Genomic DNA, 21,945 nt, shown 5'->3' with positions numbered 1-21,945 from the left:
AAATGTATAAAGTTTTTGTGAATGATATTCCCATAATTGTTTCTACGCAGAAAGAAATTGGAGAAAAATACACATCTTTTCCTTTAAAGTCGGTTCGGCTTAAAAAAGTGATCAGGAAAATCGTTAAAGGGAAATTGCATTATGTGAACCTTTATCATCCTGATGAATCAAAACTTTTGAAGTTGCTTCTGAAGAAAATGAAAGTAGTAACCGCTGCAGGTGGAATGGTTATGAATGCTCAAAAAGAAATCCTTTTTATCTACCGTAATAATCGCTGGGATCTTCCAAAAGGGAGAACCGAAAAAAATGAAAGTATAGAGAATTCAGCTATTCGTGAAGTTGAAGAAGAAACCGGTGTGCAGGACCTGGAAATTAAACGCTTTATTACCTGTACTTATCATGTTTTTAAACGAAAAGGAAAACTTCGGTTAAAGGAAACATACTGGTACGAAATGTATACCGAATATGACGGTGAGCTGGTTCCTGAAGTAAAGGAAGGTATCAAAAAGGCCAAGTGGAAGAATTTTCAGAAAAGCCAGAAAGCCTTGAGAAAGTCTTACGCAAATATAAAAATGCTATTCCCTGAAAAATTCTTAGCGGGGAAGTCGGAAGACCGGGTAGCGTAGATGTGACTCTTCATAATTATTAGATCGCTTATGTATCCAGTCTAACTGTGCATACCAGTTATTTCTGAATTCAGAATCCCTGCGCTTTTTATCTTCGAATTCTTTATTTAATTCCGCATCCTTCTCCAGGAGGTCCTTCGCAATGTCTTCAAATACATAAGGTGAAAAACCTTCTTTTTGCTGAAGTACCGTGTCGAAAAAATTCCAGTTGAAAAATGAATCTACCGCCGCTGGTTCTAATGTTTCCAATAAATATCTCGCTCCATCCTGAAAAGTGGTGATTAGGTAATCCCCTTTTCTGAATTCAACTTGCTGGGTGGACTTGGAAACTTTAGTGTTCTTATGCAAATAATGACCTTCAAAGGCAGTCTCAGATGTTTCGTAATCTTCAATCTTATAGACCTCCACATCTATTAAGGTATCTCTTTCCAGAGTCTCCATAGCGATATTATTCATTTTTAAACGATCTATTACCTGCCACCATCCCTGTGGAATAATATATGCCCGGGGAATTTCAATTTCTTCAGTAACCTTAAAGTTGTCGTAATACTCAATTTCTTTGGTAAAGGGTTTATCCTCGTTGTATTTAAGTCTTTCCTGTCCCGTTACTTTACTGGTTAAATTTTCTCCTTCAAATCCTTTAAATTCTCTCGTGGAGGGATTCTCTTTATCCACCTCAAAAGTGAGATTGTAACTGCGATCTGTGAGGTATTTTCTACGGGCCTGGTTTCTTAGATCTTTGATAACTGAAGTTTCAGCATCTGTAATTTTGATCATAGAACGCATTAACTCATAAGTTCCTCTAACTCTTTTGTCATAAGGTTTTAACATATGAGTTTCCACCATCATTCCCAGGGTATTCCAAAGTGTGGTGTATCCAGTTGAATATCTAGGGGAGTCCATGAACTGGGAAAATCCATTTTCAGGAACTTCATTAAAAACATTTACATAAGGCGTAATATCCCAATCTTTAGCTTTGAGAGAATCTTCAAGGGCAGGCATCATTTTTTTCTGCAAATACTCTCCAAGATTTCCGCCCATTTTATCATGTTGCGTAAATAAATGGGTAAGGGTATATTGATAATCTGCGCCATTGCTAACATGATTATCTATAAAAACATCGGGGTTCAAATAATGGAAGATCTCATAAAAAGTCTGAGCATTCTTGGTATCTGCTTTGATGAAATCCCTGTTAAGATCATAATTCCTGGCATTTCCTCTAAATCCATATTCTTTTGGTCCATTTTGATTGGTCCTGGTTCCAGAATTCCTGTTTAAGGCTCCCCCAACATTATAAATAGGGATAGTTGCAACAATGGTATTTTTTGGGGAGGCTATAGAATCGCCTGCCATATCCCTGAAAAGCATCATCGTGGCATCTATTCCATCACTTTCGCCGGGATGGATGCCATTGTTGATTAGCATTACACTATGCGATTTTTTTAATTTTTCAAGATCAAATTCCCCTTCAGGATTATATATTGCAAGGTGCAGGGGTAAACCGCTATCGGTCTCTCCAAATTCCTGTAGGATTATACTTGGGTAAGCATTGGCCAGCTCCTGGTAAAATTCTATAACTTCGCTATATGTCCCGGTTTCTGTGCCTCCGGATTTTTCAAATCGGGTTTCCAGATCGTAATCTTTGATAAGCCTGTACTTAGAAAAATCACAAGATGAAAGGCTGATCATAATCCCCAATACCAACCACAGTTTTTTCATCTATTTATATTTAGTTGTTTTTTATCGTAGAGATGCAATGTGCCCAAAATAATATTGGTTAACATCAAAATTTGCTCAGGGCCCATTTCATAAAATTTTCTAAAAATATAGCCGTAAACTTAATTAAAAACTGCCAGAGTAGCTAAAAAACCTGCTATTTCTATAAGATTAACTGGAGTGTTAAAGTAAATCTAATCTCTAATACATCCTTTCCTGTATCTAATTTTCAGGCTATTTTTATAAAAAATTGATTATGAAAAAATTAATAACCGGACTTGCATTTTCGGGAGCAATATTCATTTCCCTGAATGTTATGGGGCAGGCGAACGAAAATTTAAGTGAACAGACAAAAGAGAAACTTGCCCAGGCTGGACCCGATTATGCTGAAACTGCCATAGGAAAAATAAAATTACCGGCACCATTTTCATCAGAATCGGTAACAAAAGAAAGCAAGATCGTGGCGTGGCCCGAAGGAAAAATGCCTCAGGCTCCAGAAGGATTTAAGGTTACCAAATTCGCTGAAGATTTGGAACATCCACGTTGGACTTATGTAGCACCTAATAATGACATCTTCGTCGTTGAATCTAATGATGCTAAGAAAAGTGCCAACCGAATTACGATGTTCAGGGATAAAGACCGGGATGGTGTTCCAGATGAGCGTTATTCTTTTCTGAAAAATTTAAACCAGCCCTTCGGTATGTTGGTGCTGGGGGATTATTTCTATGTGGCCAATGTAGATGCGTTAATTCGCTTTCCCTATAAAGAAGGTCAGAATACAATAGATCAGGATCCGGAGAAAGTGCTGGAACTTCCCGCAGGTGGTTATAACCACCACTGGACCAGAAATATTATCGCGGGATCAAATAATGATAAAATTTATATAACCGTAGGTAGTTCCAGCAATGTTGGGGAACATGGAATGGAAAAAGAGGAGCGAAGAGCTAATATCATTGAAATTAATCCTGATGGTACCGGAGAGAAAATTTATGCTGCCGGACTTAGAAACCCAGTAGGAATAGACTGGAATCCTATTACCGGGGAATTATGGGCTGCCGTAAATGAAAGAGATAAAATAGGAAACAACCTTGTTCCAGACTATGTGACCAGTGTGGAAGAAGGTGGATGGTACGGCTGGCCTTATTCATATTATGGAGATATTAAAGACCCAAGATGGGCTGAAGATCCTCATCTGGAAATGGTTGAGAAAACTATAGTTCCCGATGTTTCTGTTGGGCCGCATACCGCCTCACTCGGACTTACTTTTTATACGAAAGATTCTTTTCCTGAAAAATATCATAATGGAGCATTTGTAGGTCAGCACGGATCATGGAATCGGGCAAATTTCTCGGGTTATAAGGTTTTATTTATACCTTTCGACGAGAATGGAAATCCCCAACAACCCGAAGATTTTCTTACCGGCTTTATCGCAGATGACGATGCCAGCCAGGTGTATGGAAGACCTGTAGGGGTGACAACTCTGCCTGACGGTTCGCTATTAGTGAACGATGACGACGGGAATGTGATCTGGAGGGTTTCAGCTGAATAAATTCAATTTGAAAAAACTAATCTTACTCTTTCTGATCTTGACCTGTAATAAGTTGTTTGCTCAGAAATTTACGGGAACTGTACTTAATAACAAAACAGGCGTTGCGATTGAAAAGGTCACGGTTAAGAACCTGCTCACAGGCGAAATTGAATACACTAATGAAAATGGTGAATTTGGCTTTGATTCAGTTCAATTCCCTTTGGAACTGGAATTTCGTCTTTCCGGCTATCTTCAAGCTAGCCTGAAATTTGAAGAAGATCAAAAGGAGCTTAAAATTTATCTGCAGCAGGAGATCGATCAGCTTTCTGAAGTATTGATCAGAAGTTCAAATATCCCGCAGGAAATTAGAAAAATCCCCGCTTCGGTAAGTCTTATTTCTGAAAATGACCTGAAACGAAACGATAATTTCAATCTTGTACAGAATTTCAATTATGTCCCGGGGGTTTTTGTAAGCCAGGGTGCGCTTAATACCAATAAGATCAATATTCGCGGAATTGGAGCCAGGTCCCAATACAGCACGAATCGAATCAAGGCTTATATAAATGGTATTCCACTTACCACCGCAGAGGGCGAATTGACGCTGGATGATTTTGATCCTGAATATCTGGATAGGATTGAAATATTCAAAGGACCGGTTTCTTCGGTTTTTGGTGCCGGATTGGGAGGCTCTATTAATCTTTTTACAGAGAGAAATTTGAGGGATCAAAGGTCTGTTATTGCTGAATTTAATTACGGTAGTTTTAATACCAGAAAAACCAGGGCCAATCTTAAATATGTAAAAGACAGTCTAGATATTTCTATTAATTACAATCAGGTTCAAAGTGACGGATATCGTCAAAACGGAGAGTATGACAGGGTTTCTGTGCTGGGTTCTGCCGGTTTGCTCAATAAATCGGGTAATTACTGGTCGTTCTTCTTCTCTTATACAAATTTGAAAGCTTACATTCCAAGTTCATTGAGTGAGGAAGACTTCAGAAATGATCCTGAAAAAGCGGCATTTACCTGGAATCAGGCAGCGGGATATGAATCTTATGACAAGAATATTTTCGGTATTTCTTACGAACATAATTTCTCTTCAGATCTTAAAAATCAAACTTCCGTTTTCTATAATGCCAGGGATGGCTATGAACCAAGACCTTTTGATATTTTAGATGAAAACCGAAGCTCGGTTGGAACCCGAACAAAATTCAATTATAAAACCTCAATTTTCGAAAAATCTTCTGAACTGAGTTTTGGCGCGGAAACCATGTTCGAATTTTACGAAACCGGAACCTTTGAAAATCTTTATGAAAAGGTTGAGGAAAGAAAAAGTATCCAAGGAGATCGTCTAAGTTTAAATGAGCAGAACAGGAATTATATAAATGTTTTTGCCCAAATGAATATGGAGCTTACTTCGAGATTATTATTAGAAGCAGGACTTAATTTTAATAGTACGGCGTATGACCTGGAAGATAGATTTAATTCAGGTACTAATGATCAATCGGGGGATTATAGCTTCGATCCCGTTTTATCACCCAGGCTCGGTTTAAGTTATGAAGCTTTTCAAGGAAAGAATTTTTATGCTTCTGCCAGTCACGGATTTTCCACTCCCACAGTTGCGGAAACTTTAACCCCGGAAGGTCTAATAAATACCGATCTAAAAACCGAAACCGGTTGGAATTATGAGATTGGGTTTAAGGGAAATTGGTTAAATAATAAACTTTATACAGAACTTAACCTTTATTCTATACAAATTCGAAATCTTCTAGTGGCCAGGAGAGTAGGTCAGGATCAGTACGTAGGAGTTAATGCAGGGAAAGCAGATCATAATGGCATTGAATTTACTTCAGCATATCAAACCAGGGTTTCAGAAAGTCTTCAATTAAAATTATTTCTAAATTCGAATTTTAACTTTTTTGAATTTGATAAGTTCGTAGATCAGGGAGAGAATTATTCCGGAAATACAATTCCTGGAGTGCCCGAACATATGGTTTCACCTGGAGTAGAGATCGGATTAAAAGAATTTACTGCAAATGTCAATTTTCAGGCCTTTGGAAAAATGGCCCTGAATGATGACAATTCAGGATATACAGATCCTTACGAACTTCTAAATCTAAAGCTGAATTACAACTGGGATATTTCTCAAAGTCTTGATCTTGAGTTCAATTTTGGGATCAACAATATTTTAAATGAACAATATGCGGCGAGTATAGTTACCAATGCAGTTGGTTTTGGTGGTTCAGCGCCTCGATATTATTATCCCGGAAATCCCAGGAATTATTTTGGCGGGCTTTCTTTCGATTTTGATTTTTAGTGTCATTCCGAACATAGTGAGGAATCTCTAGAGATCCTGAATCAAGTTCAGGATGACGTTTAAATATTTACTTTTTCCTAACCACATCAGGCACCATAAACTCATAATTGCCGTTGTGATGCATCACATCCCGAACCACGGTAGAAGAAATATGGGCTTTTCCAGAACTAGAGATAAGAAAAACACTTTCAATACCGGCCATTTTATAGTTGGTCTGACCAATAGCTTTTTCAAATTCAAGATCCTGGCCGTTTCTTAGTCCACGAAGAATAAATCCGGCATTTTGAGATTTACAGAAATCAACGGTAAGTCCTTTATAAGTTTCCACTTTTACTTTGGGTTCATCCTTGTAGGTTTCTTTTAGAAAGTGAAGTCGGTCTTCAAGGCTGAACATGTATTTCTTGCTGGAATTGGTTCCTATGGCTAGAATTATCTCATCAAATAATGGTAAAGCACGGTCAATAATATCTGTATGTCCCAGAGTAAGCGGATCGAAAGATCCAGGAAAAACTGCTTTTTTCATCAATCGGTTTTTGATTGGTTATAAATGCAAAAGATAATCAGAAATTATCACTTCTGGTTCAGAGCGGCTTCAATAGCGCTTCCAAAGAGGTCTTTTAGACTTATACCTGCCTTTTCAGCCTGTTGAGGTAAAATACTGGCCTGGCTAATCCCCGGGTTCGTGTTCATCTCGATAAAGTGAGGTTCGCCATCATGGAAAATAAATTCTGATCTCGAAAAACCTTTCATTTTTAGTTTTTTATAGATCATAACTGCAATATCCTGCACTTTCTTTGTGTCTTCTTCAGAAATTCTCGCGGGAGTTATCTCCTGCGATTTACCAAGATATTTAGCGGCATAATCAAAGAATTCTCCTTCAGGTATAATTTCAGTCACGGGTAAAGCGATTATCTCTCCTTTGTAAGTGATCACCCCAACAGAAACTTCAGTTCCGTCCAGAAAAGACTCAATTATAGCCTCATCATCTTCCGTAAATGCAGTTTTAGCGGCATCGATGATCTCCTCTTCGGTTTTTACCTTAGTAACCCCAAAACTACTTCCGGCACGGTTCGCTTTTACAAAACAGGGTAGACCAACTTTATTCACTATTTCAGTAGTATTGATCTCCTCGTCTTTATTCAGAAAATAATTCGTGGCAGCTTTTACTCCATAAGGTCGTAGCACACTTATAAGGTCTCTTTTATTAAAGGTAAGTGCCGACTGGTAATAATCACAGCTGGTTTGAGGGATGCCGATCAACTCCAGATAGGCCTGTAGAAGCCCATTTTCGCCGGGAGTTCCATGGATGGTATTGAAAACACAATCAAATTTTATGACTTTGTCGTTCATCTTAACCGTAAAATTGCTCTTATTGATAGGATAAGGGGTGTCATCTTTTGCCACCACAAACCATTCTCCTTTTAAAATATGAACCCGGTAAGGTTCGTAAAGATCGCGGTCCAGGTGTTTGTAGACAATATTTCCGCTGTTAATGGAGATGCGATATTCACTTGAATACCCGCCCATGGCAATGGCAATTTTTTTCTTCATATTCAATATATCCGGTTAGATGTCGTTAAACAAAAATATCACTTAAAAGGGCAGTCACCAAAACCAATGGGTTTTATATCTTTGCCCATTATCTAAAAACTATGGGATTATTTCGATTTATATTCAGCAAGACCTTTTTAATTCAACTAGTGCTTGCAGTTATTGTGTTAATTATTATATCGTTCTTAACGATGCAATGGCTTGATTATTCTACGAACCAGGATCAAAGAATTGAAGTTCCCGATCTTGCAAAGATGAATTTGGATAATGTGGAAGACCAGCTGGCCGAAATGGATCTTAAATATGAGGTATTAGATTCGGCTAATTTTAATCCCGATTTTCCCAGGTACTCTGTAATAGATCAGGTTCCTGCACCGGGAAAATTTGTAAAGGAAGACCGCAAGATCTACCTGACATTGAATCCTTCAGGATATAGAAAAATTGAAGTTCCCAACAATCTTATTAGAAAGACCAGAAGACAGGTGGAACCTACCTTAAGATCTCTCGGATTTGAAATTGGAGAGGTTAGTTATAAGCCAGATATCGCTGAAGATGCTGTACTTGAACTAAGAAATAAAGGTAGATTAATTGAGCCTGGAGATAAATTGATGAAAACTTCTGTAATAGACCTTGTGCTTGGTGATGGCAGTGGAAGATACAGAGAAACCGAAGAAGATACTCTTGATGTTGAGAGCGAAACCGAAAGCGAAATAGATGAATTCTAATAAAGATCAACGGGAAGAGATTGAAGATGAAGGGCAGGACGAAAGTCTCTATGAGCATCATAAATTTGTAGCCGAAGTAGGGCAGAACCCACTAAGAGTAGATAAATATCTGATGAATTTCATTGAAAATGCTACTCGAAATAAAATTCAGAAAGCAGCCAAAAGTGGAAATATTTATGTCAACGGCGAAACCGTTAAACAGAATTATAAGGTGAAAGGCGGCGACACCGTGCAGGTGATGTTTGAACATCCACCTTATGAATATTTGCTGGTGCCTGAAGATATGCCCCTGGATATAGTTTATGAGGACGATACCTTACTGGTGGTGAATAAACCTGCCGGAATGGTGGTACATCCCGGTCACGGTAACTATAGCGGAACGCTTATTAATGCCCTGGTACATCATTTTGATAACCTTCCAAATAACAGCAGTGACCGTCCCGGTTTAGTACATCGAATAGATAAAGATACCAGCGGACTTCTTGTGATTGCAAAAACGGAAGAAGCTATGGCACACCTTTCCAAACAATTCTTCGATAAAACCAGCGAACGGGAATATGTGGCGATTGTTTGGGGTAATGTAGCAGAAGAAGAGGGGACTATTGAAGGAAATATTGGGAGAAATCCTAGGAACAGACTTCAAAATATAGTTTTTGAAGGAGATGATGCCGAAAATGGTAAGCCTGCAGTGACGCATTATAAAGTGATCGAACGTCTGGGTTATGTAACGCTGGTGGCCTGTAAACTGGAAACAGGAAGAACGCACCAGATCCGTGTTCATATGAAGTATATTGGGCATACGCTTTTTAATGACGAACGATACGGAGGAGACAGGATCCTGAAAGGAACCACTTTTACAAAATATAAGCAGTTTGTAGATAATTGTTTTAAAATACTTCCAAGACAGGCTTTACATGCAAAAACCTTAGGCTTTACACATCCTGTTACGAAGGAATGGATGAGCTTTAATTCTGATATTCCACAGGATATGGTAGATTGTATTGAAAAGTGGCGTGGCTATGCTAAAAATCAACTGGAAGATCTTTAGCATAAGGCACTTCTATAGATTCATAGGAAACAAATTTCAGGGATTTTTCAGATTTTCAACTGATAGGTTATCTTTGGTAGAAAATTAACCGAAAAGAAATGAAAATTGTTGTTTCTCCGGCGAAAACGCTGGATTATGAATCAAAATTACCCACAACCAGGGGAACTCAACCAGAATTTCTGGAAACAGCTTCCAAGTTGAACCGAAAACTTTCCAGACAAAGTAAAAAGCAGATCTCAGACTTAATGAGCATCAGTGATAAACTTGCTGATCTCAACTACACCCGATATCAGGAATTTGAGGAAGAACATGATAAGAAGAATTCCCGTCCCGCCATGTATGCTTTCAACGGAGATGTTTATACGGGTCTGGATGCATATACTATTCCTACAGACAAAATTGATAAAATTCAGGATACATTGAGAATCCTTTCCGGGATGTATGGGATCCTGAGGCCTCTGGATCTAATTCAGCCTTACCGACTGGAAATGGGAACCTCTATCGGGATAGAAAGGAACAAGGATCTTTATGAAGTTTGGCAGAAGAAAGTTACCGGATATCTTAATGAGGAGCTGAAAGATGACGAGCTTTTTCTAAACCTAGCCAGTAATGAATATTTCAAGGCCGTAGATACAAAGAAATTAAAAGTTCCCGTGATTTCTGCGGTTTTCAAGGATTTCAAAAACGGAAAACTGAAGATCATCAGTTTCTTTGCTAAAAAGGCGCGTGGTTCTATGGTGCGTTATATTATCGACAAGGATTGTAAAACTTTGGATGATGTAAAAGGTTTTGATTATGATGGTTATCGATTTAGCGAGGAACATACCGAAAAAGAAAATGAACCAACTTTTATAAGATAAATAAAGCTTTAAGCGTAATGCTTTGAGCTAAAAGCTATTTGATTTGGAACTTTTTCACCACAAACATCCATACCCGCCATTTATTCCTGACACAGCTACCAAGCTTATTGTAGGTACGCTGCCACCTCCGCGATTTACCAAAAGAGAGTTTAAAGAAGATGATGTGGATTTTTGTTATGGCAGTCGTGATGGACAGTTATGGATAATCCTGAATAGAATTTTCGATCTTGATCTAAAATTTGAAAATACTCAGCAAGCCATTCAGCAGCGAAAAGAATTCCTTATAGAAAGAGGAATTGGGATTTGTGATGTGGTGGAGAGTAGCAGAAGGGAAAAGATAGATGCCTCAGATCTGGGAATGCAAAAAGTAAAATTACGTGACATGATCGCTATTCTAAGGGAAAATCCTAAAGTAGATACCTTGCTTTTTACCGGGGGAAATTCGAAAAATGGACCTGAATATTTCTTTAGAAAATACCTGAAGGAATCAGAACATGATATTAGGCTAAAAATTATCTCAAATAAATCTCCAAGAATTCATCAGTTTTTGCTTGATGGCAGACTTATTAAAACTGTTTCTTTGATAGCTCCTTCAGGAGCAGCTAATATTGCCGTAGGAAGTTCACAGTTATATAAAGACATAAAAAAGAAAAACCCTGAATTCAATACTCTTGATTTCAGGGTTCTTCAGTATAAAGAATTTTTCTAATTCATTTTATTGCAATTCTTTCTTATCTTGATTGGCTAGCGTGGTTGGCTTTATTTTAAATTTTTTACGTTTAGGTCTAAGCTTACCACTAGTACCTATAGCAATTTTTCCTCTTTTTGTTTTTTTATCGCCTCTACCCATGAACTATTTTTTGTTCTGTTGATCTTTAATGGTTTTTTCGTCGATATCTACCTTGTTGGTTTTTTCATTCCTATTACCGGTAGGATTCGTAGGATTCTTTTGCTCTTTAGTTCTTCCTTTGTGTTTATCTTCAATTGGTCCACCCATAACTTTAAGTTTTAAGATTTAATCTAAGATAAGCAGAACTGGTCTTAAAAGCTGCTAATAAGCTGTTACAATTAGGTTAAAGCTTTAACATTTTGGATGAATGAACTAATATTTGAGGTTCCATTTTCATTCAGATGTTTTATAAATGCACTTCCTATAATCGCTCCTTTTGCATATTGAGTGGCCTGGTCAAAAGTTTCTTTATCCTTAATTCCGAAGCCGACGATTTGTGGATTTTTAAGCCGAAGATCATTAATCCTTTTAAAATAGGCTTTAGTCTCTTCTCCAAATCCGCTGGTAGAACCAGTCACACTGGCACTGCTTACCATATAGATAAACCCTTTAGAAACCGAATCGATAAATCTTATTCGTTCATCTGAAGTCTGCGGAGTAATTAAAAAGATGTTTCTTAATCCATATGCTTCAAATAATTTCTGATATTTCTCATGGTAAACATCTACCGGAAGATCAGGAATGATAAGTCCATCGATACCTGTTTCCTGGCATTTTTTACAGAATTCCTCTACTCCAAATTGAAGGATAGGATTAAAATAACCCATTATGATCAAAGGGATGTCAACCTTTTCTCTGATGCCTTCCAGTTGCTTGAATAATTTGGAGGTAGTCATTCCCTTTTTTAAGGCTTTGGTAGAACTCTCCTGGATAGTCGGTCCGTCAGCCAAAGGATCACTAAAGGGGAGGCCGATTTCAATAAAATCGACTCCGCTCCTTTCCAGATCTACAATGATCTTTTCAGTATCCTCAAAATCGGGATATCCGGCAGTAAAATATATAGATAGCAGTTTATGATCTTCCTGCAGTTTTTGATTAATTCTGTTCATTTTTTTCATTTTCTGTCATTGCGAGGGCGATGCCCGAAGCAATCTCATATAATAAAGCATGAGATTTCTTCTCCCGATATTTATCGTTATTGCAATGACTGCAAATTATAAATTAAAATATTCGATATAAGTATTCAGGTCTTTATCTCCGCGACCTGAAAGATTAATCACCACCACGTCATCTTCTTTAAATTTCCTGGTTTCAAAAATTGCCAGGGCGTGAGAAGTTTCTATAGCAGGGATAATCCCTTCCAGTTTGGCCAGTTCAAGCCCGGCTTTCATCGCGGCTTCATCAGTGATACTTATAAATTCACCTCTTCCGCTGGTAAAAAGGTTCGCGTGCATAGGGCCAACTCCGGGATAATCCAATCCTGCAGAAATGGAATAAGGCTCGGTAATTTGTCCATCCCCGGTTTGCATTAACAAGGTTTTACTTCCGTGGATAATTCCGGCTTTTCCAAGAGCAGAAGTAGCCGCACTTTCACCTGAATCGATTCCTTTTCCGGCAGCTTCCACCGCAATTATTCCAACAGCAGGATTATCAAGATAATGGTAGTAAGCACCGGCGGCATTACTTCCTCCACCCACACAGGCCACAACAAAATCAGGATCTTCCTTACCTTCTTTTTCTCTAAGCTGAACTTTGATCTCTTCCGAAATAACCGCCTGGAATCTGGCTACCATATCCGGATAAGGGTGAGGTCCAACTACAGATCCAATTATATAATGAGTGTCTACGGGATTATTGATCCAGTCCCGAATAGCTTCATTGGTGGCATCTTTTAGCGTACGGCTTCCCGATTTTGCAGGGACTACTTTTGCCCCAAGCATTTTCATCCGGGCCACATTAGGTGCCTGTCTGTCTATATCGATCTCTCCCATGTAAACGATGCATTCCATACCCATAAGTGCGCAAACAGTGGCCGTAGCTACACCGTGCTGGCCTGCTCCGGTTTCCGCAATGATGCGATTTTTACCCAGTTTTTGCGCCATCAGGATCTGCCCGACGGTATTGTTCACTTTGTGGGCTCCGGTATGACAAAGGTCTTCACGTTTCAAATAAACCTTAGTGCCGTACTTTTCACTAAATCTCTTCGCGTAATAGAGTGGAGTAGGGCGACCTACATATTCTCTCAGTAGTTCCTTGAATTCCTTTTGAAAAGATTCTTCTTTCATAATATCCAAGTAGCGCGAACGCAATTCCTCCACGTTTGGATAAAGCATTTCGGGAATATAGGCGCCGCCAAATTCACCGTAATATCCTTTTTCATCAACCTGATAGCTCATCTTATAAGTTTATCTGAGATTTGAAATCTTTCAATTCCTTTAATTTTTTTAAGCCGGGTTTTAATTCAAATTTGCTGTTCACATCCACAGCATAAAGCAATCCCGGTTTACCTTTTCTGTAAAAATGACTTTTTAATTCTGCGATAGCTCTTCCATGTTCAGGGCCAATACCGCCACTTAAAAAGAATGGTGTATTAGAAGGATAATCTTCTAATAGTTTCCAGTCGAATTCGGTTCCATTTCCTCCACGAAGTTTTCCTTTAGTGTCGAAAAGAAAGTAATCCACTATACCTTCAAAAGGTTTTATTTCCTGGAAATCATAAGCATCTCCAACAGAAAATACTTTAATTATTTCAGGAGTAAAGCCAGCTCTCTGAAGTTCAGTTTTTAGATCTTTTGCATAAGCTGCTGATTCTTCGCCGTGTAGCTGAACTGCATTCAAATTATATTTTTGAACTTTCTCTGTAATGTGCTGAATTTTGGCATTTACAAATACACCAGCTTTTTTAATTTCCGGAGCAATTTCAGGAAGTTCTCCGTCAAAATATCGGGGAGATTTATCATAAAAGATGAGGCCCAGATAATCTGGTTGTAATTCTGCCACCTGCATCATATTTCCCGAATTTTGCATTCCGCAGACTTTTAAACTCAATCCTGAACTTTGTCCTGAAGCCGAAGTAACCATAGATTTTTCTTTCATCTTTTCTAGATCCATTTATACGATAGATTTTAATTCTTTAATAAATGCTTTTGCTGCAACACCCGGGTTATTCGTCTTCATAAAATTTTCCCCAATCAAAAATCCCTGATATCCGTAATTTTTCAGATCTGCAATCGCCCCGGTATTGCTAATTCCACTTTCTGAAACTTTTACAAATTCATTCGGAATAAGTCTGGCCAGATTTTTTGAATTATCAATACTTACCTCGAAAGTCTTCAGATTGCGGTTATTCACCCCGATCATATCTGCGTTCACCTTTAAAGATTTCTGCAATTCCTCTTCGTTATGAATTTCCAGCAGTACATCCATCCCCAGATTTTTTGCTGAATCTGCAAGATAAATCAATTGTTTCTCAGTTAAAACCGCGGCGATCAAAAGAATGGCATCTGCACCGTAGGCTTTTGCTTCGGTTACCTGATATTCATCTATCATAAATTCCTTCCTAAGGATTGGAGTTGTAACTGAAGCCCTCGCGTGCAGAAGGTCTTCTAAAGAACCACCGAAATATTTCCCGTCGGTGAGTACTGAGATTCCTGAAACTTCAGCCTTTTCATATCCCTTCACTACATCCTGGACATTCAGACTCTGATTTATCACATCTTTTGAAGGTGATCTCCTTTTATGTTCTGCAATAATACCGGAACCCTTTTTTAAATTTTCAGCAAGAGAAATACATTTCCTGTTGAATAGAACCGAATTCTCCAGTTGTGAAACCGGAATCAGTGATTTTTTTAACTCAACTTCTTTGAATTTATCTGCTATAATCTTATCGAGGATATTCATTTAATTCCATTTTGACTTAATTCCTGTAATTTTTTGAAACTCTCAAAGGCTTTTCCAGACTCTAAAGATTCCTTTGCCATCTGAAAACCATCCTGAGGACTTAAATTTCTTGATGTCGCAATGGCCATTCCCGCATTCGCACAAACCACATTATTCTGAGCTTGAGACCCTTTTCCTTTTAGAATATTGGTTAAGATCTCTGCAGAACTTTCAATAGAACCACCACCTGCAATTTCTGATTGTTTTAATTCTGAAACTCCAAAATCTGAAGCTTTTAATACTCTTTCTGAATTATTACTTATACTCTTGGTTTCTCCGGTAAGCGAGATTTCATCATAACCATCCAGGGCATGCAAAATAGTATAATTCTTATCGGTGTTCTGGTATAAATAGGCATACATACGAGCCAGTTCCAGACTGAAGACTCCAACCAGTTGATTCTTTGGAAACGCCGGATTCACCATAGGTCCGAGCATATTAAAGAAAGTCTTTACCGCAAGACTTTTTCTTACCGGAGCCACATTTTTCATCGCCGGGTGAAATAAAGGAGCATGCAGAATACAAATATTGGCTTTATCTATACATTTTTCCAAAAAGCCGGCATCACTGCTGAATTTGATGCCGAGGTATTCCATAACATTGGAGCTACCGCTTACAGATGAGACTCCGTAATTACCATGTTTGGCAACCTTTACTCCGGAGCCAGCAGTTACAAATGATGAGGTCGTGGAAATATTGAAAGTGTCTTTCCCATCGCCACCGGTTCCGCAGAGATCCACAGCTTCGTAGGCAGAAAGATCAACTTTTATACATAATTCCAGTAAAGCATCCCTGAAACCTTCTAATTCTTCAATAGTAATACTTCTCATCATATAAACGGTGAGAAAAGCGGCGATCTGAGTTTCATTATATTTTCCTTCCGAAATATTGAAAATAACCTGTTTAGCCTCTTCAGTGCTTATGGTCTCGTGACTTATAAGCCGGTTTAATAATTCTTTCATTTTTATAATATCTTCTGATTCGTCATCCTGAACTTGTTTAACTTCGTTGAATCTTTGATTTCAGGATCTTTAGAGATGCTGAAACAAGTTCAGCTTGACGATTTTAGCAATTTTAATGAATTGGTTTTTCCGATTTTGAAACTTCCTCTTTTTTCGAATTATGTAAATCAGGACCATCCACCCAATTCCTGATCATTCTCTTTCCTTCAGGAGTTAGTACAGATTCAGGATGAAACTGAACCCCGCGAACATCAAATTCTTTATGTCTCAGGGACATGATCTCCCCCTTTTCATCATAACTGGTGGCTTGAAGAGCAGGAGGTAAGGCCTTCTCAACTACCCAGGAGTGATATCTTCCTACCATTAATTCATTGTCGAGACCATTAAAGATATATTCATCTTCCACAAATAGATTGATCTTTGTGGCTACACCGTGATATACCTCGTCAAGATTCAATAATTTTCCTCCGAAAACCTCCCCAATCGCCTGCATTCCCAAACAAACTCCAAAGATACTTTTTGTAGCCGCGTATTTTTCAATAATTGGTTTTAGAAGTCCTGCTTCGTCAGGAATACCCGGTCCTGGTGATAATAGGATCTTGTCGTATTCCTCGGGATCATCAATATGTAATTGGTCATTACGTCTAACCACTACTTTGCAGTCAAGTTCTTCCAGATAATGAACCAAATTGTATACGAAAGAATCGTAATTATCAATTACCAGTATTTTCTTTATCTCTTTCATTTTATATTTCTTCAGCAATTTCAAGGGCTTTAGTCAAAGCTCCCAATTTATTATACACTTCCTGTAGTTCATTTTCTGGCTTGGATTCGGAGACAATTCCAGCTCCGGCCTGATAATGTAGTTCATGATTTTTACTTACGAAAGACCTGATGATGATGGCATGATTAAAATTTCCTTCAAAATCCATAAATCCAATGGCTCCACCGTAAGCACTTCTATTTACATTCTCGAATTTCTCGATCAGTTTTAAAGCCATGGGTTTAGGTGCTCCACTTAAGGTTCCTGCCGGGAAAGTGTCGGCTACAATTTGAGGAGTAGAAACATTTGGATCTTTTTTTCCGGTGACTTTGCTTACCAGATGAATCACATGAGAGAAGAACTGAATTTGTCTATAATTCTCAACTTTCACATCACTTCCGTTTCGGCTAAGGTCGTTCCGAGCAAGATCTACCAGCATCACATGCTCAGAATTCTCTTTTTCATCCACCGCTAATTCCTTGGCGATTTCAGCATCTTTTTCATCATCCCCGGTTCTTTTAAATGTACCGGCAATTGGATGAATTTCAGCTCTACCTTTATTTACCACCAATTGTGCTTCGGGAGAACTTCCAAATATTTTAAAGTTTCCGTAGTCAAAATAGAAGAGGTATGGAGATGGATTCACATTCCTTAGAGCGCGATACACATTGAATTCGTCTCCCTTAAATTTTTGAGAGAATCTTCGGGAAAGTACTAGCTGAAAAACATCTCCTCTGTGGCAATGATCTTTCGCTGAATCTACCATGGCCTTATATTCACCATCGGTCAAATTCGATTCTGGATCGTCATTTCGGGTGAAATTATAAGAAGCGAAGTTCTTTACTTTTAATAGTTGCTCAATTTCTTCAATCTTACCTTCAGAATTATAAGAATGATCAAAAATATAGGCTTCGTTCTTGAAATGATTTATGGCAATAATATTTTGATATACTGCGTAATAAATATCAGGGATCTTAAGATCTTTCTCTTTTCTGGTTACCTCGACATTTTCAAAATATCGAACCGAATCATAGGCAATATATCCAAAAAGACCATTATTGATGAACTTGAAATCAGATGAATCTGCCTTGAACATCTGAGAGAATCTCTGAATTTCCTTAGGTACAGAAACTGATGAATCAATATTTGTTGAATCCATACCTCCATCTGGAAATGTAGTGGTAATAACCTCATTTTCTAATTTAAAGGAAGCGATCGGGTTAAAACAGATATAGGAGAAACTATTGTCACTTGCATGATAGTCACTACTTTCCAGCAATAAACTGTTGGGGTACTTATCCCTTAATTTCAGGTAGATGCTGACCGGGGTAATAGTATCGGCGAGGATCTTCTTATATTTTGTATTTAATTCAAACATTGAATGTTGATTTTTTGTAATAAAAAAAGGCTTGTCGTGAGACAAGCCTTTGTAATTTCTATAATGGAAATAGCAGTTTAGCTCACGAAGTTTGACGTAAGTTATTCCACCACCAGTTATTTTTATTTATTTTAAACATGACCTCAAAGATAGAGATGAAATTTTTCAAAACAAACATTTTTCCAAATAAAAATCCCGGACGTAGGGTTCCAGGATTTTCAATTTTAGAACTTAAGGTTTACATCAAGTTCAAAATTATCATATATAGTCTTATCTCCCAGATTGTCGAAGAAACTTCCAGAACCGTATCTTACATTATATTTAGATCTGTCTATCGTTAATTGTGTAGAAGCAGAATCTCTATTCATTTCCAGATCAAAAGTAATGGGGTGAGTTTCATTCTTGATCGTAAGATCTCCCACGATACCATACTTACCGTTTCCTTTTGCTGCTGCGCTGGTAATAACAAGTTTAGCTGTTGGATGTTTCTCAACACCAAAGAAATCTTCAGATTTCAAGTGACCTTCTAATTTTCCTTTATTCTCACCGGTAAGATCTGTCACCGTGATTGTACTCATATCCATAACAAATTCACCACCTACGATCTTGTCATCTTCCATCATTAGATGTCCGCTCTCAAGATTTATAGTTCCATTATGGGACCCGGTTACTTTTTCACCAGTCCATTCAACTGAACTAGCCTCTACATCTACTTCTTTCTTATTATCTGTAAATGCTAAAGTTGTTAAAACAATTACTGCGGCAATTCCGCCTTTTAGAATTCTATTTTTCATGATTTTCAATTTTAAATTATTTCTATTAAGTCTGATTTTGATTTTCTCACTTTTGCTAGATGCTGATATTGATCTTCTTCACTTCTATAGCCTATAGGTGCAATCACCGCGGTAGTTAAGTTCTTATTTTTCAGGCCTAAGATTTCATCAAATTTTCCGGCATCAAAGCCTTCCATTGGGCAGGTATCAATTTTTAAATTAGCTGCGGCAGATAATAAATTTCCTAAGGCAATATAAGCTTGCTTAGCCGCCCAGTCATTTTGATCCTGTTCAGAAAGTTGAAGGGTCGTGTTCTTGATCATATCTTCCATCCCTTTCAAATCTTCTCTTTTTAGGTTACGAGTTTCAGCAATATTATTTAGATAAGTATCTACGTATTTCTCACTCACAGATTTTAAATTTGCGAAAACCAATAGGTAAGAGGCATCTGTTATTTGCGTTTGATTCCAGGCAGCAGCTTTTAACTTTTCTCTCTTCTCCTGATCTTTTACTACAATTACTTCATAAGGCTGAAGACCGTAAGAAGAAGCAGTTAATTGAATACTTTCTAATAGTGTATTGAGATCCTGCTGACTTATTTCTTTTTCTGAATCGAATTTCTTAGTAGCATAACGCCAGTTAAGATCTTCGTTATAAGTGCTTTTAGTATTAATTTCTAAGCTCATTTAATTTCGTGTTTAGTATTTCTATTTCTTTTTCATTTAATTTTTCTGCAAAGCTGTTTTCAACATTTTCAATAATAGGATCTAATTCCTTTAGCAATAGAAGACCTTTCTCTGTAATTCTAATTTCTATTTTCCTGCGATTAGAAGGACAAATAATCCTTTCACTTAAACCTTTTTCTACTAATTTATCTACCAATCTTGTGGTATTACTCATTTTAGTAACCATCCTTTCCTGGATGGTGGAAAGGTTAGCCGGTTTGCCTTTCTGTCCTCGTAAGATTCTAAGAACATTAAATTGCTGAGAACTAATTCCAAAAGGTTTAATTGCTTCCTGAACTTTATCACTTATATAGTTAGCGGTAACAATTAAATTAAGCGCCAGCTTTTTAGATGGCTGCATGGTATCTTTTGTTTTTAGTAAGTCTTCAATTTTCATTTGTATCAACAACATTTGTATGTACAAATATAGTATTATTTATATTTGAAAATTTTAATGTTCTGTTAAATTTTCCTGAGAGGCTTTTTCGAATTTCTCAGGCAAAAAAATAGATTATCTTTACAAAACCAATTATAAACTTAACTACTATGAAAGAATTAAGTCAGGAAGAATGGCAGAAGCAATTAAAAAACGATAAGGATTCTGTAATTCTTGATGTCCGTACAGAAGAAGAAGTAGAAGAAGGATATATTCCGAATTCCAAAAATATTGATATTTACAAAGGACAGGGATTTATAAATGAAGTGGAGAAATTAGACAAATCCAAGCACTATTATATTTATTGTCGTTCTGGAAAAAGAAGCTCACAGGCATGTACACTTCTTGATCAGATGGGTTTTAGAGAAACTTATAACCTTCTGGGAGGTTTTTCAGAATGGGAAGGGGATACGGCTGAGTAAATTATTTAATTTACCGGTAAGGAAATGAATAGCTATTGTTATAATAGCTATTTTTTTTGGCTTTTTTCTATATAATCTTAAAAAAATTTGCATTTCGTCTGCTAAAATGTACATTTAAACCTCAAATTAACCAAATTTTAACCCTAAACTTACATTTTTATGAAAGTAAAAAAACTAAAAATTTTAGGAGTGGCAGCTTTAACTGCTACTTTTTTAATGTCTTGTAATCAAGATTCAGAGGTTCAAACCCAGGAAGCTGAAATGATTGCACCCTCAAGTGCAAAGGTAATCCCTGGACAGTACATCGTGGTTTATAAAAAAGACTTTTCCCGTAGCGCAGAAAATGCGAAATTAAGTTATGAGAAATCTCAAGAGAACCTGAAGTCACAAACTTTAAAACTTATGGCTGATACAGGTTTAAAAGGTGAAATTTTAAATGTGTATAGTAAAACCTTAAGTGGTGCAGCATTAAAATTAAGCCCTGAAGGAGCAGAAGCTCTAAGAAACAGAGAAGAGATAGCATACGTCGAGGAGGATAAATTTATAACGTATGCTCCCCCATCATGGGCCGGTGGCGGTGATGATACTAGCACAGGTGAAGAAGTACCTTATGGTATTACTCGTGTTAACGGGGGTGTATCTTATACAGGTTCTAATGTAGCCTGGGTAGTAGATACTGGAATAGATTTAGATCATGAAGATCTTAATGTAGATGCATCGCGTGGATTTAATGCTTTTACTTCTGGAAAAGATGGAAAATCACTGGATGATGGAAATGGCCATGGTTCTCACGTAGCTGGTACAATTGCAGCTCTGGATAATGAAGTTGGCGTTGTTGGTGTAGCCGCTGGAGCTAGTGTAATTCCGGTAAAGGTTCTGGACAGCAGAGGTAGTGGGTCTTATTCTGGCGTAATAGCAGGAATAGATTTCGTTGGTGCAAATGGAAGTTCTGGAGATGTGGCTAACATGTCTTTAGGAGGTCCTGTTTCTCAGGCGGTAGACGATGCTGTTAAGGCTGCTTCTGCTAATGGTATTAAATTCGTTCTTGCTGCAGGTAATGAAAGCGATGATGCTAATAATCATTCTCCTGCGAGAGTTAATGGATCAAATATTTATACAATATCTGCTATGGATTCTAGCGATAATTGGGCGTCATTTTCCAATTTTGGCAATCCACCTGTGGATTTTGCAGCACCTGGTGTGGCAATAAAATCTACATGGAAAGATGGTGGTTATAATACTATTAGCGGTACTTCAATGGCGGCACCTCATGCCGCTGGAGTAATTCTATTAGGAAACTTCACCACCGAAGGCACAGTGAATAATGATCCTGATGGGAATCCAGATTCTATTATCGTTCACTAATAAATCTCAGAACTAAATTTTATAAAAGCACCATGATTCATGGTGCTTTTTTTATTTAAGAATACTGAAATGAATTTATTTACG

Annotated in this window: 24 protein-coding genes; 9 read left to right on the top strand and 15 right to left on the bottom strand. The window is 37.6% G+C overall.

What is annotated here, in order from left to right; all coding sequences use genetic code 11:
* Positions 1–2 precede the first annotated feature (2 nt).
* The gene (locus LGQ90_RS07395) at positions 3–626 is read left to right on the top strand and encodes an NUDIX hydrolase (protein WP_229339694.1); all 624 of its coding nucleotides are present in this window, start codon (positions 3–5) and stop codon (positions 624–626) included.
* Here LGQ90_RS07395 and LGQ90_RS07390 read toward each other — a convergent pair.
* Positions 594–2,345 carry a M14 family metallopeptidase gene (locus LGQ90_RS07390; RefSeq protein WP_229339692.1) on the bottom strand — a complete coding sequence of 584 codons (1,752 nt, stop codon included), beginning with the start codon at positions 2,343–2,345 and terminating at the stop codon, positions 594–596. The genes LGQ90_RS07395 and LGQ90_RS07390 overlap by 33 nt on opposite strands.
* A gap of 253 nt (positions 2,346–2,598) precedes the next feature.
* On the opposite strand from LGQ90_RS07390, the gene LGQ90_RS07385 reads away from it, so the two are divergent.
* Together LGQ90_RS07385 and LGQ90_RS07380 are read left to right on the top strand one after the other, a co-directional pair.
* Complete coding sequence (locus LGQ90_RS07385) at positions 2,599–3,891, top strand: PQQ-dependent sugar dehydrogenase (RefSeq protein ID WP_229339690.1); 1,293 nt, start codon at positions 2,599–2,601, stop codon at positions 3,889–3,891.
* A gap of 7 nt (positions 3,892–3,898) precedes the next feature.
* Complete coding sequence (locus LGQ90_RS07380; RefSeq protein ID WP_229339688.1) at positions 3,899–6,184, top strand: TonB-dependent receptor family protein; 2,286 nt, start codon at positions 3,899–3,901, stop codon at positions 6,182–6,184.
* Positions 6,185–6,251: 67 nt separating this feature from the next.
* On the opposite strand, the gene coaD is transcribed toward LGQ90_RS07380, so the two are convergent.
* Positions 6,252–6,707, bottom strand: coding sequence for a pantetheine-phosphate adenylyltransferase (coaD, locus tag LGQ90_RS07375; RefSeq protein ID WP_229339686.1), 456 nt, complete (start codon positions 6,705–6,707; stop codon positions 6,252–6,254).
* 47 nt (positions 6,708–6,754) lie between these two features.
* Positions 6,755–7,735, bottom strand: coding sequence for a D-alanine--D-alanine ligase (locus LGQ90_RS07370; RefSeq protein WP_229339684.1), 981 nt, complete (start codon positions 7,733–7,735; stop codon positions 6,755–6,757).
* 101 nt (positions 7,736–7,836) lie between these two features.
* Here LGQ90_RS07370 and LGQ90_RS07365 point away from each other — a divergent pair, with 101 nt between their 5' ends.
* The 4 genes from LGQ90_RS07365 (at position 7,837) to LGQ90_RS07350 (ending at position 11,077) form a co-directional block, all read left to right on the top strand.
* On the top strand, positions 7,837–8,460 hold the full coding sequence (locus LGQ90_RS07365; RefSeq protein ID WP_229339682.1) for a PASTA domain-containing protein: 624 nt from the start codon (positions 7,837–7,839) through the stop codon (positions 8,458–8,460).
* Positions 8,450–9,508, top strand: coding sequence for an RluA family pseudouridine synthase (locus LGQ90_RS07360; protein WP_229339681.1), 1,059 nt, complete (start codon positions 8,450–8,452; stop codon positions 9,506–9,508). The genes LGQ90_RS07365 and LGQ90_RS07360 overlap by 11 nt, the downstream gene beginning before the upstream one ends.
* A 98-nt stretch (positions 9,509–9,606) precedes the next feature.
* Positions 9,607–10,368 (top strand): peroxide stress protein YaaA, encoded by a 762-nt coding sequence (gene yaaA, locus LGQ90_RS07355; protein ID WP_229339679.1) that lies wholly within the window; start codon positions 9,607–9,609, stop codon positions 10,366–10,368.
* 43 nt (positions 10,369–10,411) lie between these two features.
* Positions 10,412–11,077 carry a uracil-DNA glycosylase family protein gene (locus LGQ90_RS07350; RefSeq protein ID WP_229339677.1) on the top strand — a complete coding sequence of 222 codons (666 nt, stop codon included), beginning with the start codon at positions 10,412–10,414 and terminating at the stop codon, positions 11,075–11,077.
* 6 nt (positions 11,078–11,083) lie between these two features.
* Here LGQ90_RS07350 and LGQ90_RS07345 read toward each other — a convergent pair whose 3' ends face one another.
* From LGQ90_RS07345 to LGQ90_RS07290, 12 genes are all read right to left on the bottom strand, one after another.
* Positions 11,084–11,218, bottom strand: a complete 135-nt coding sequence (locus LGQ90_RS07345; RefSeq protein ID WP_011710535.1) for a 30S ribosomal protein THX — start codon at positions 11,216–11,218, stop codon at positions 11,084–11,086.
* 3 nt (positions 11,219–11,221) lie between these two features.
* Positions 11,222–11,365, bottom strand: a complete 144-nt coding sequence (locus tag LGQ90_RS07340; RefSeq protein ID WP_229339675.1) for a hypothetical protein — start codon at positions 11,363–11,365, stop codon at positions 11,222–11,224.
* 71 nt (positions 11,366–11,436) lie between these two features.
* Entirely contained in the window at positions 11,437–12,207 is a 771-nt protein-coding gene (gene trpA / locus LGQ90_RS07335; protein ID WP_229339673.1) for a tryptophan synthase subunit alpha, read from the bottom strand.
* Positions 12,208–12,312: 105 nt separating this feature from the next.
* On the bottom strand, positions 12,313–13,494 hold the full coding sequence (gene trpB / locus LGQ90_RS07330) for a tryptophan synthase subunit beta (protein WP_229339671.1): 1,182 nt from the start codon (positions 13,492–13,494) through the stop codon (positions 12,313–12,315).
* 1 nt (position 13,495) lies between these two features.
* On the bottom strand, positions 13,496–14,209 hold the full coding sequence (locus LGQ90_RS07325; RefSeq protein WP_229339669.1) for a phosphoribosylanthranilate isomerase: 714 nt from the start codon (positions 14,207–14,209) through the stop codon (positions 13,496–13,498).
* Positions 14,210–14,998 (bottom strand): indole-3-glycerol phosphate synthase TrpC, encoded by a 789-nt coding sequence (trpC, locus tag LGQ90_RS07320; protein WP_229339667.1) that lies wholly within the window; start codon positions 14,996–14,998, stop codon positions 14,210–14,212.
* Positions 14,995–15,999: an anthranilate phosphoribosyltransferase gene (gene trpD, locus LGQ90_RS07315; protein ID WP_229339665.1), complete on the bottom strand. Its 1,005-nt coding sequence runs from the start codon at positions 15,997–15,999 to the stop codon at positions 14,995–14,997. Before trpD ends, trpC begins: the two co-directional genes overlap by 4 nt.
* Before the next feature lie 112 nt (positions 16,000–16,111).
* On the bottom strand, positions 16,112–16,735 hold the full coding sequence (locus LGQ90_RS07310) for an anthranilate synthase component II (RefSeq protein ID WP_229340065.1): 624 nt from the start codon (positions 16,733–16,735) through the stop codon (positions 16,112–16,114).
* 10 nt (positions 16,736–16,745) lie between these two features.
* Entirely contained in the window at positions 16,746–18,140 is a 1,395-nt protein-coding gene (locus tag LGQ90_RS07305; RefSeq protein ID WP_229339663.1) for an anthranilate synthase component I family protein, read from the bottom strand.
* A gap of 224 nt (positions 18,141–18,364) precedes the next feature.
* On the bottom strand, positions 18,365–18,934 hold the full coding sequence (locus LGQ90_RS07300) for a YceI family protein (RefSeq protein ID WP_229339661.1): 570 nt from the start codon (positions 18,932–18,934) through the stop codon (positions 18,365–18,367).
* A gap of 11 nt (positions 18,935–18,945) precedes the next feature.
* Positions 18,946–19,599 (bottom strand): NAD(P)H-dependent oxidoreductase, encoded by a 654-nt coding sequence (locus LGQ90_RS07295; RefSeq protein WP_229339659.1) that lies wholly within the window; start codon positions 19,597–19,599, stop codon positions 18,946–18,948.
* The gene (locus tag LGQ90_RS07290) at positions 19,583–20,035 is read right to left on the bottom strand and encodes a MarR family winged helix-turn-helix transcriptional regulator (protein WP_229339656.1); all 453 of its coding nucleotides are present in this window, start codon (positions 20,033–20,035) and stop codon (positions 19,583–19,585) included. Before LGQ90_RS07290 ends, LGQ90_RS07295 begins: the two co-directional genes overlap by 17 nt.
* A gap of 149 nt (positions 20,036–20,184) precedes the next feature.
* Here LGQ90_RS07290 and LGQ90_RS07285 point away from each other — a divergent pair, with 149 nt between their 5' ends.
* Both LGQ90_RS07285 and LGQ90_RS07280 read left to right on the top strand, forming a co-directional pair.
* Positions 20,185–20,496, top strand: a complete 312-nt coding sequence (locus LGQ90_RS07285; RefSeq protein ID WP_229339655.1) for a rhodanese-like domain-containing protein — start codon at positions 20,185–20,187, stop codon at positions 20,494–20,496.
* Between the two features lie 159 nt (positions 20,497–20,655).
* Complete coding sequence (locus LGQ90_RS07280) at positions 20,656–21,861, top strand: S8 family peptidase (protein WP_229339653.1); 1,206 nt, start codon at positions 20,656–20,658, stop codon at positions 21,859–21,861.
* The last annotated feature ends 84 nt before the right edge of the window (positions 21,862–21,945 follow it).

The organism is Christiangramia sediminis, from assembly GCF_020552705.1.
Classification (GTDB): Bacteria; Bacteroidota; Bacteroidia; order Flavobacteriales; family Flavobacteriaceae; genus Christiangramia; species Christiangramia sediminis.
This window is presented reverse-complemented; position numbering and strand designations above follow the sequence as displayed.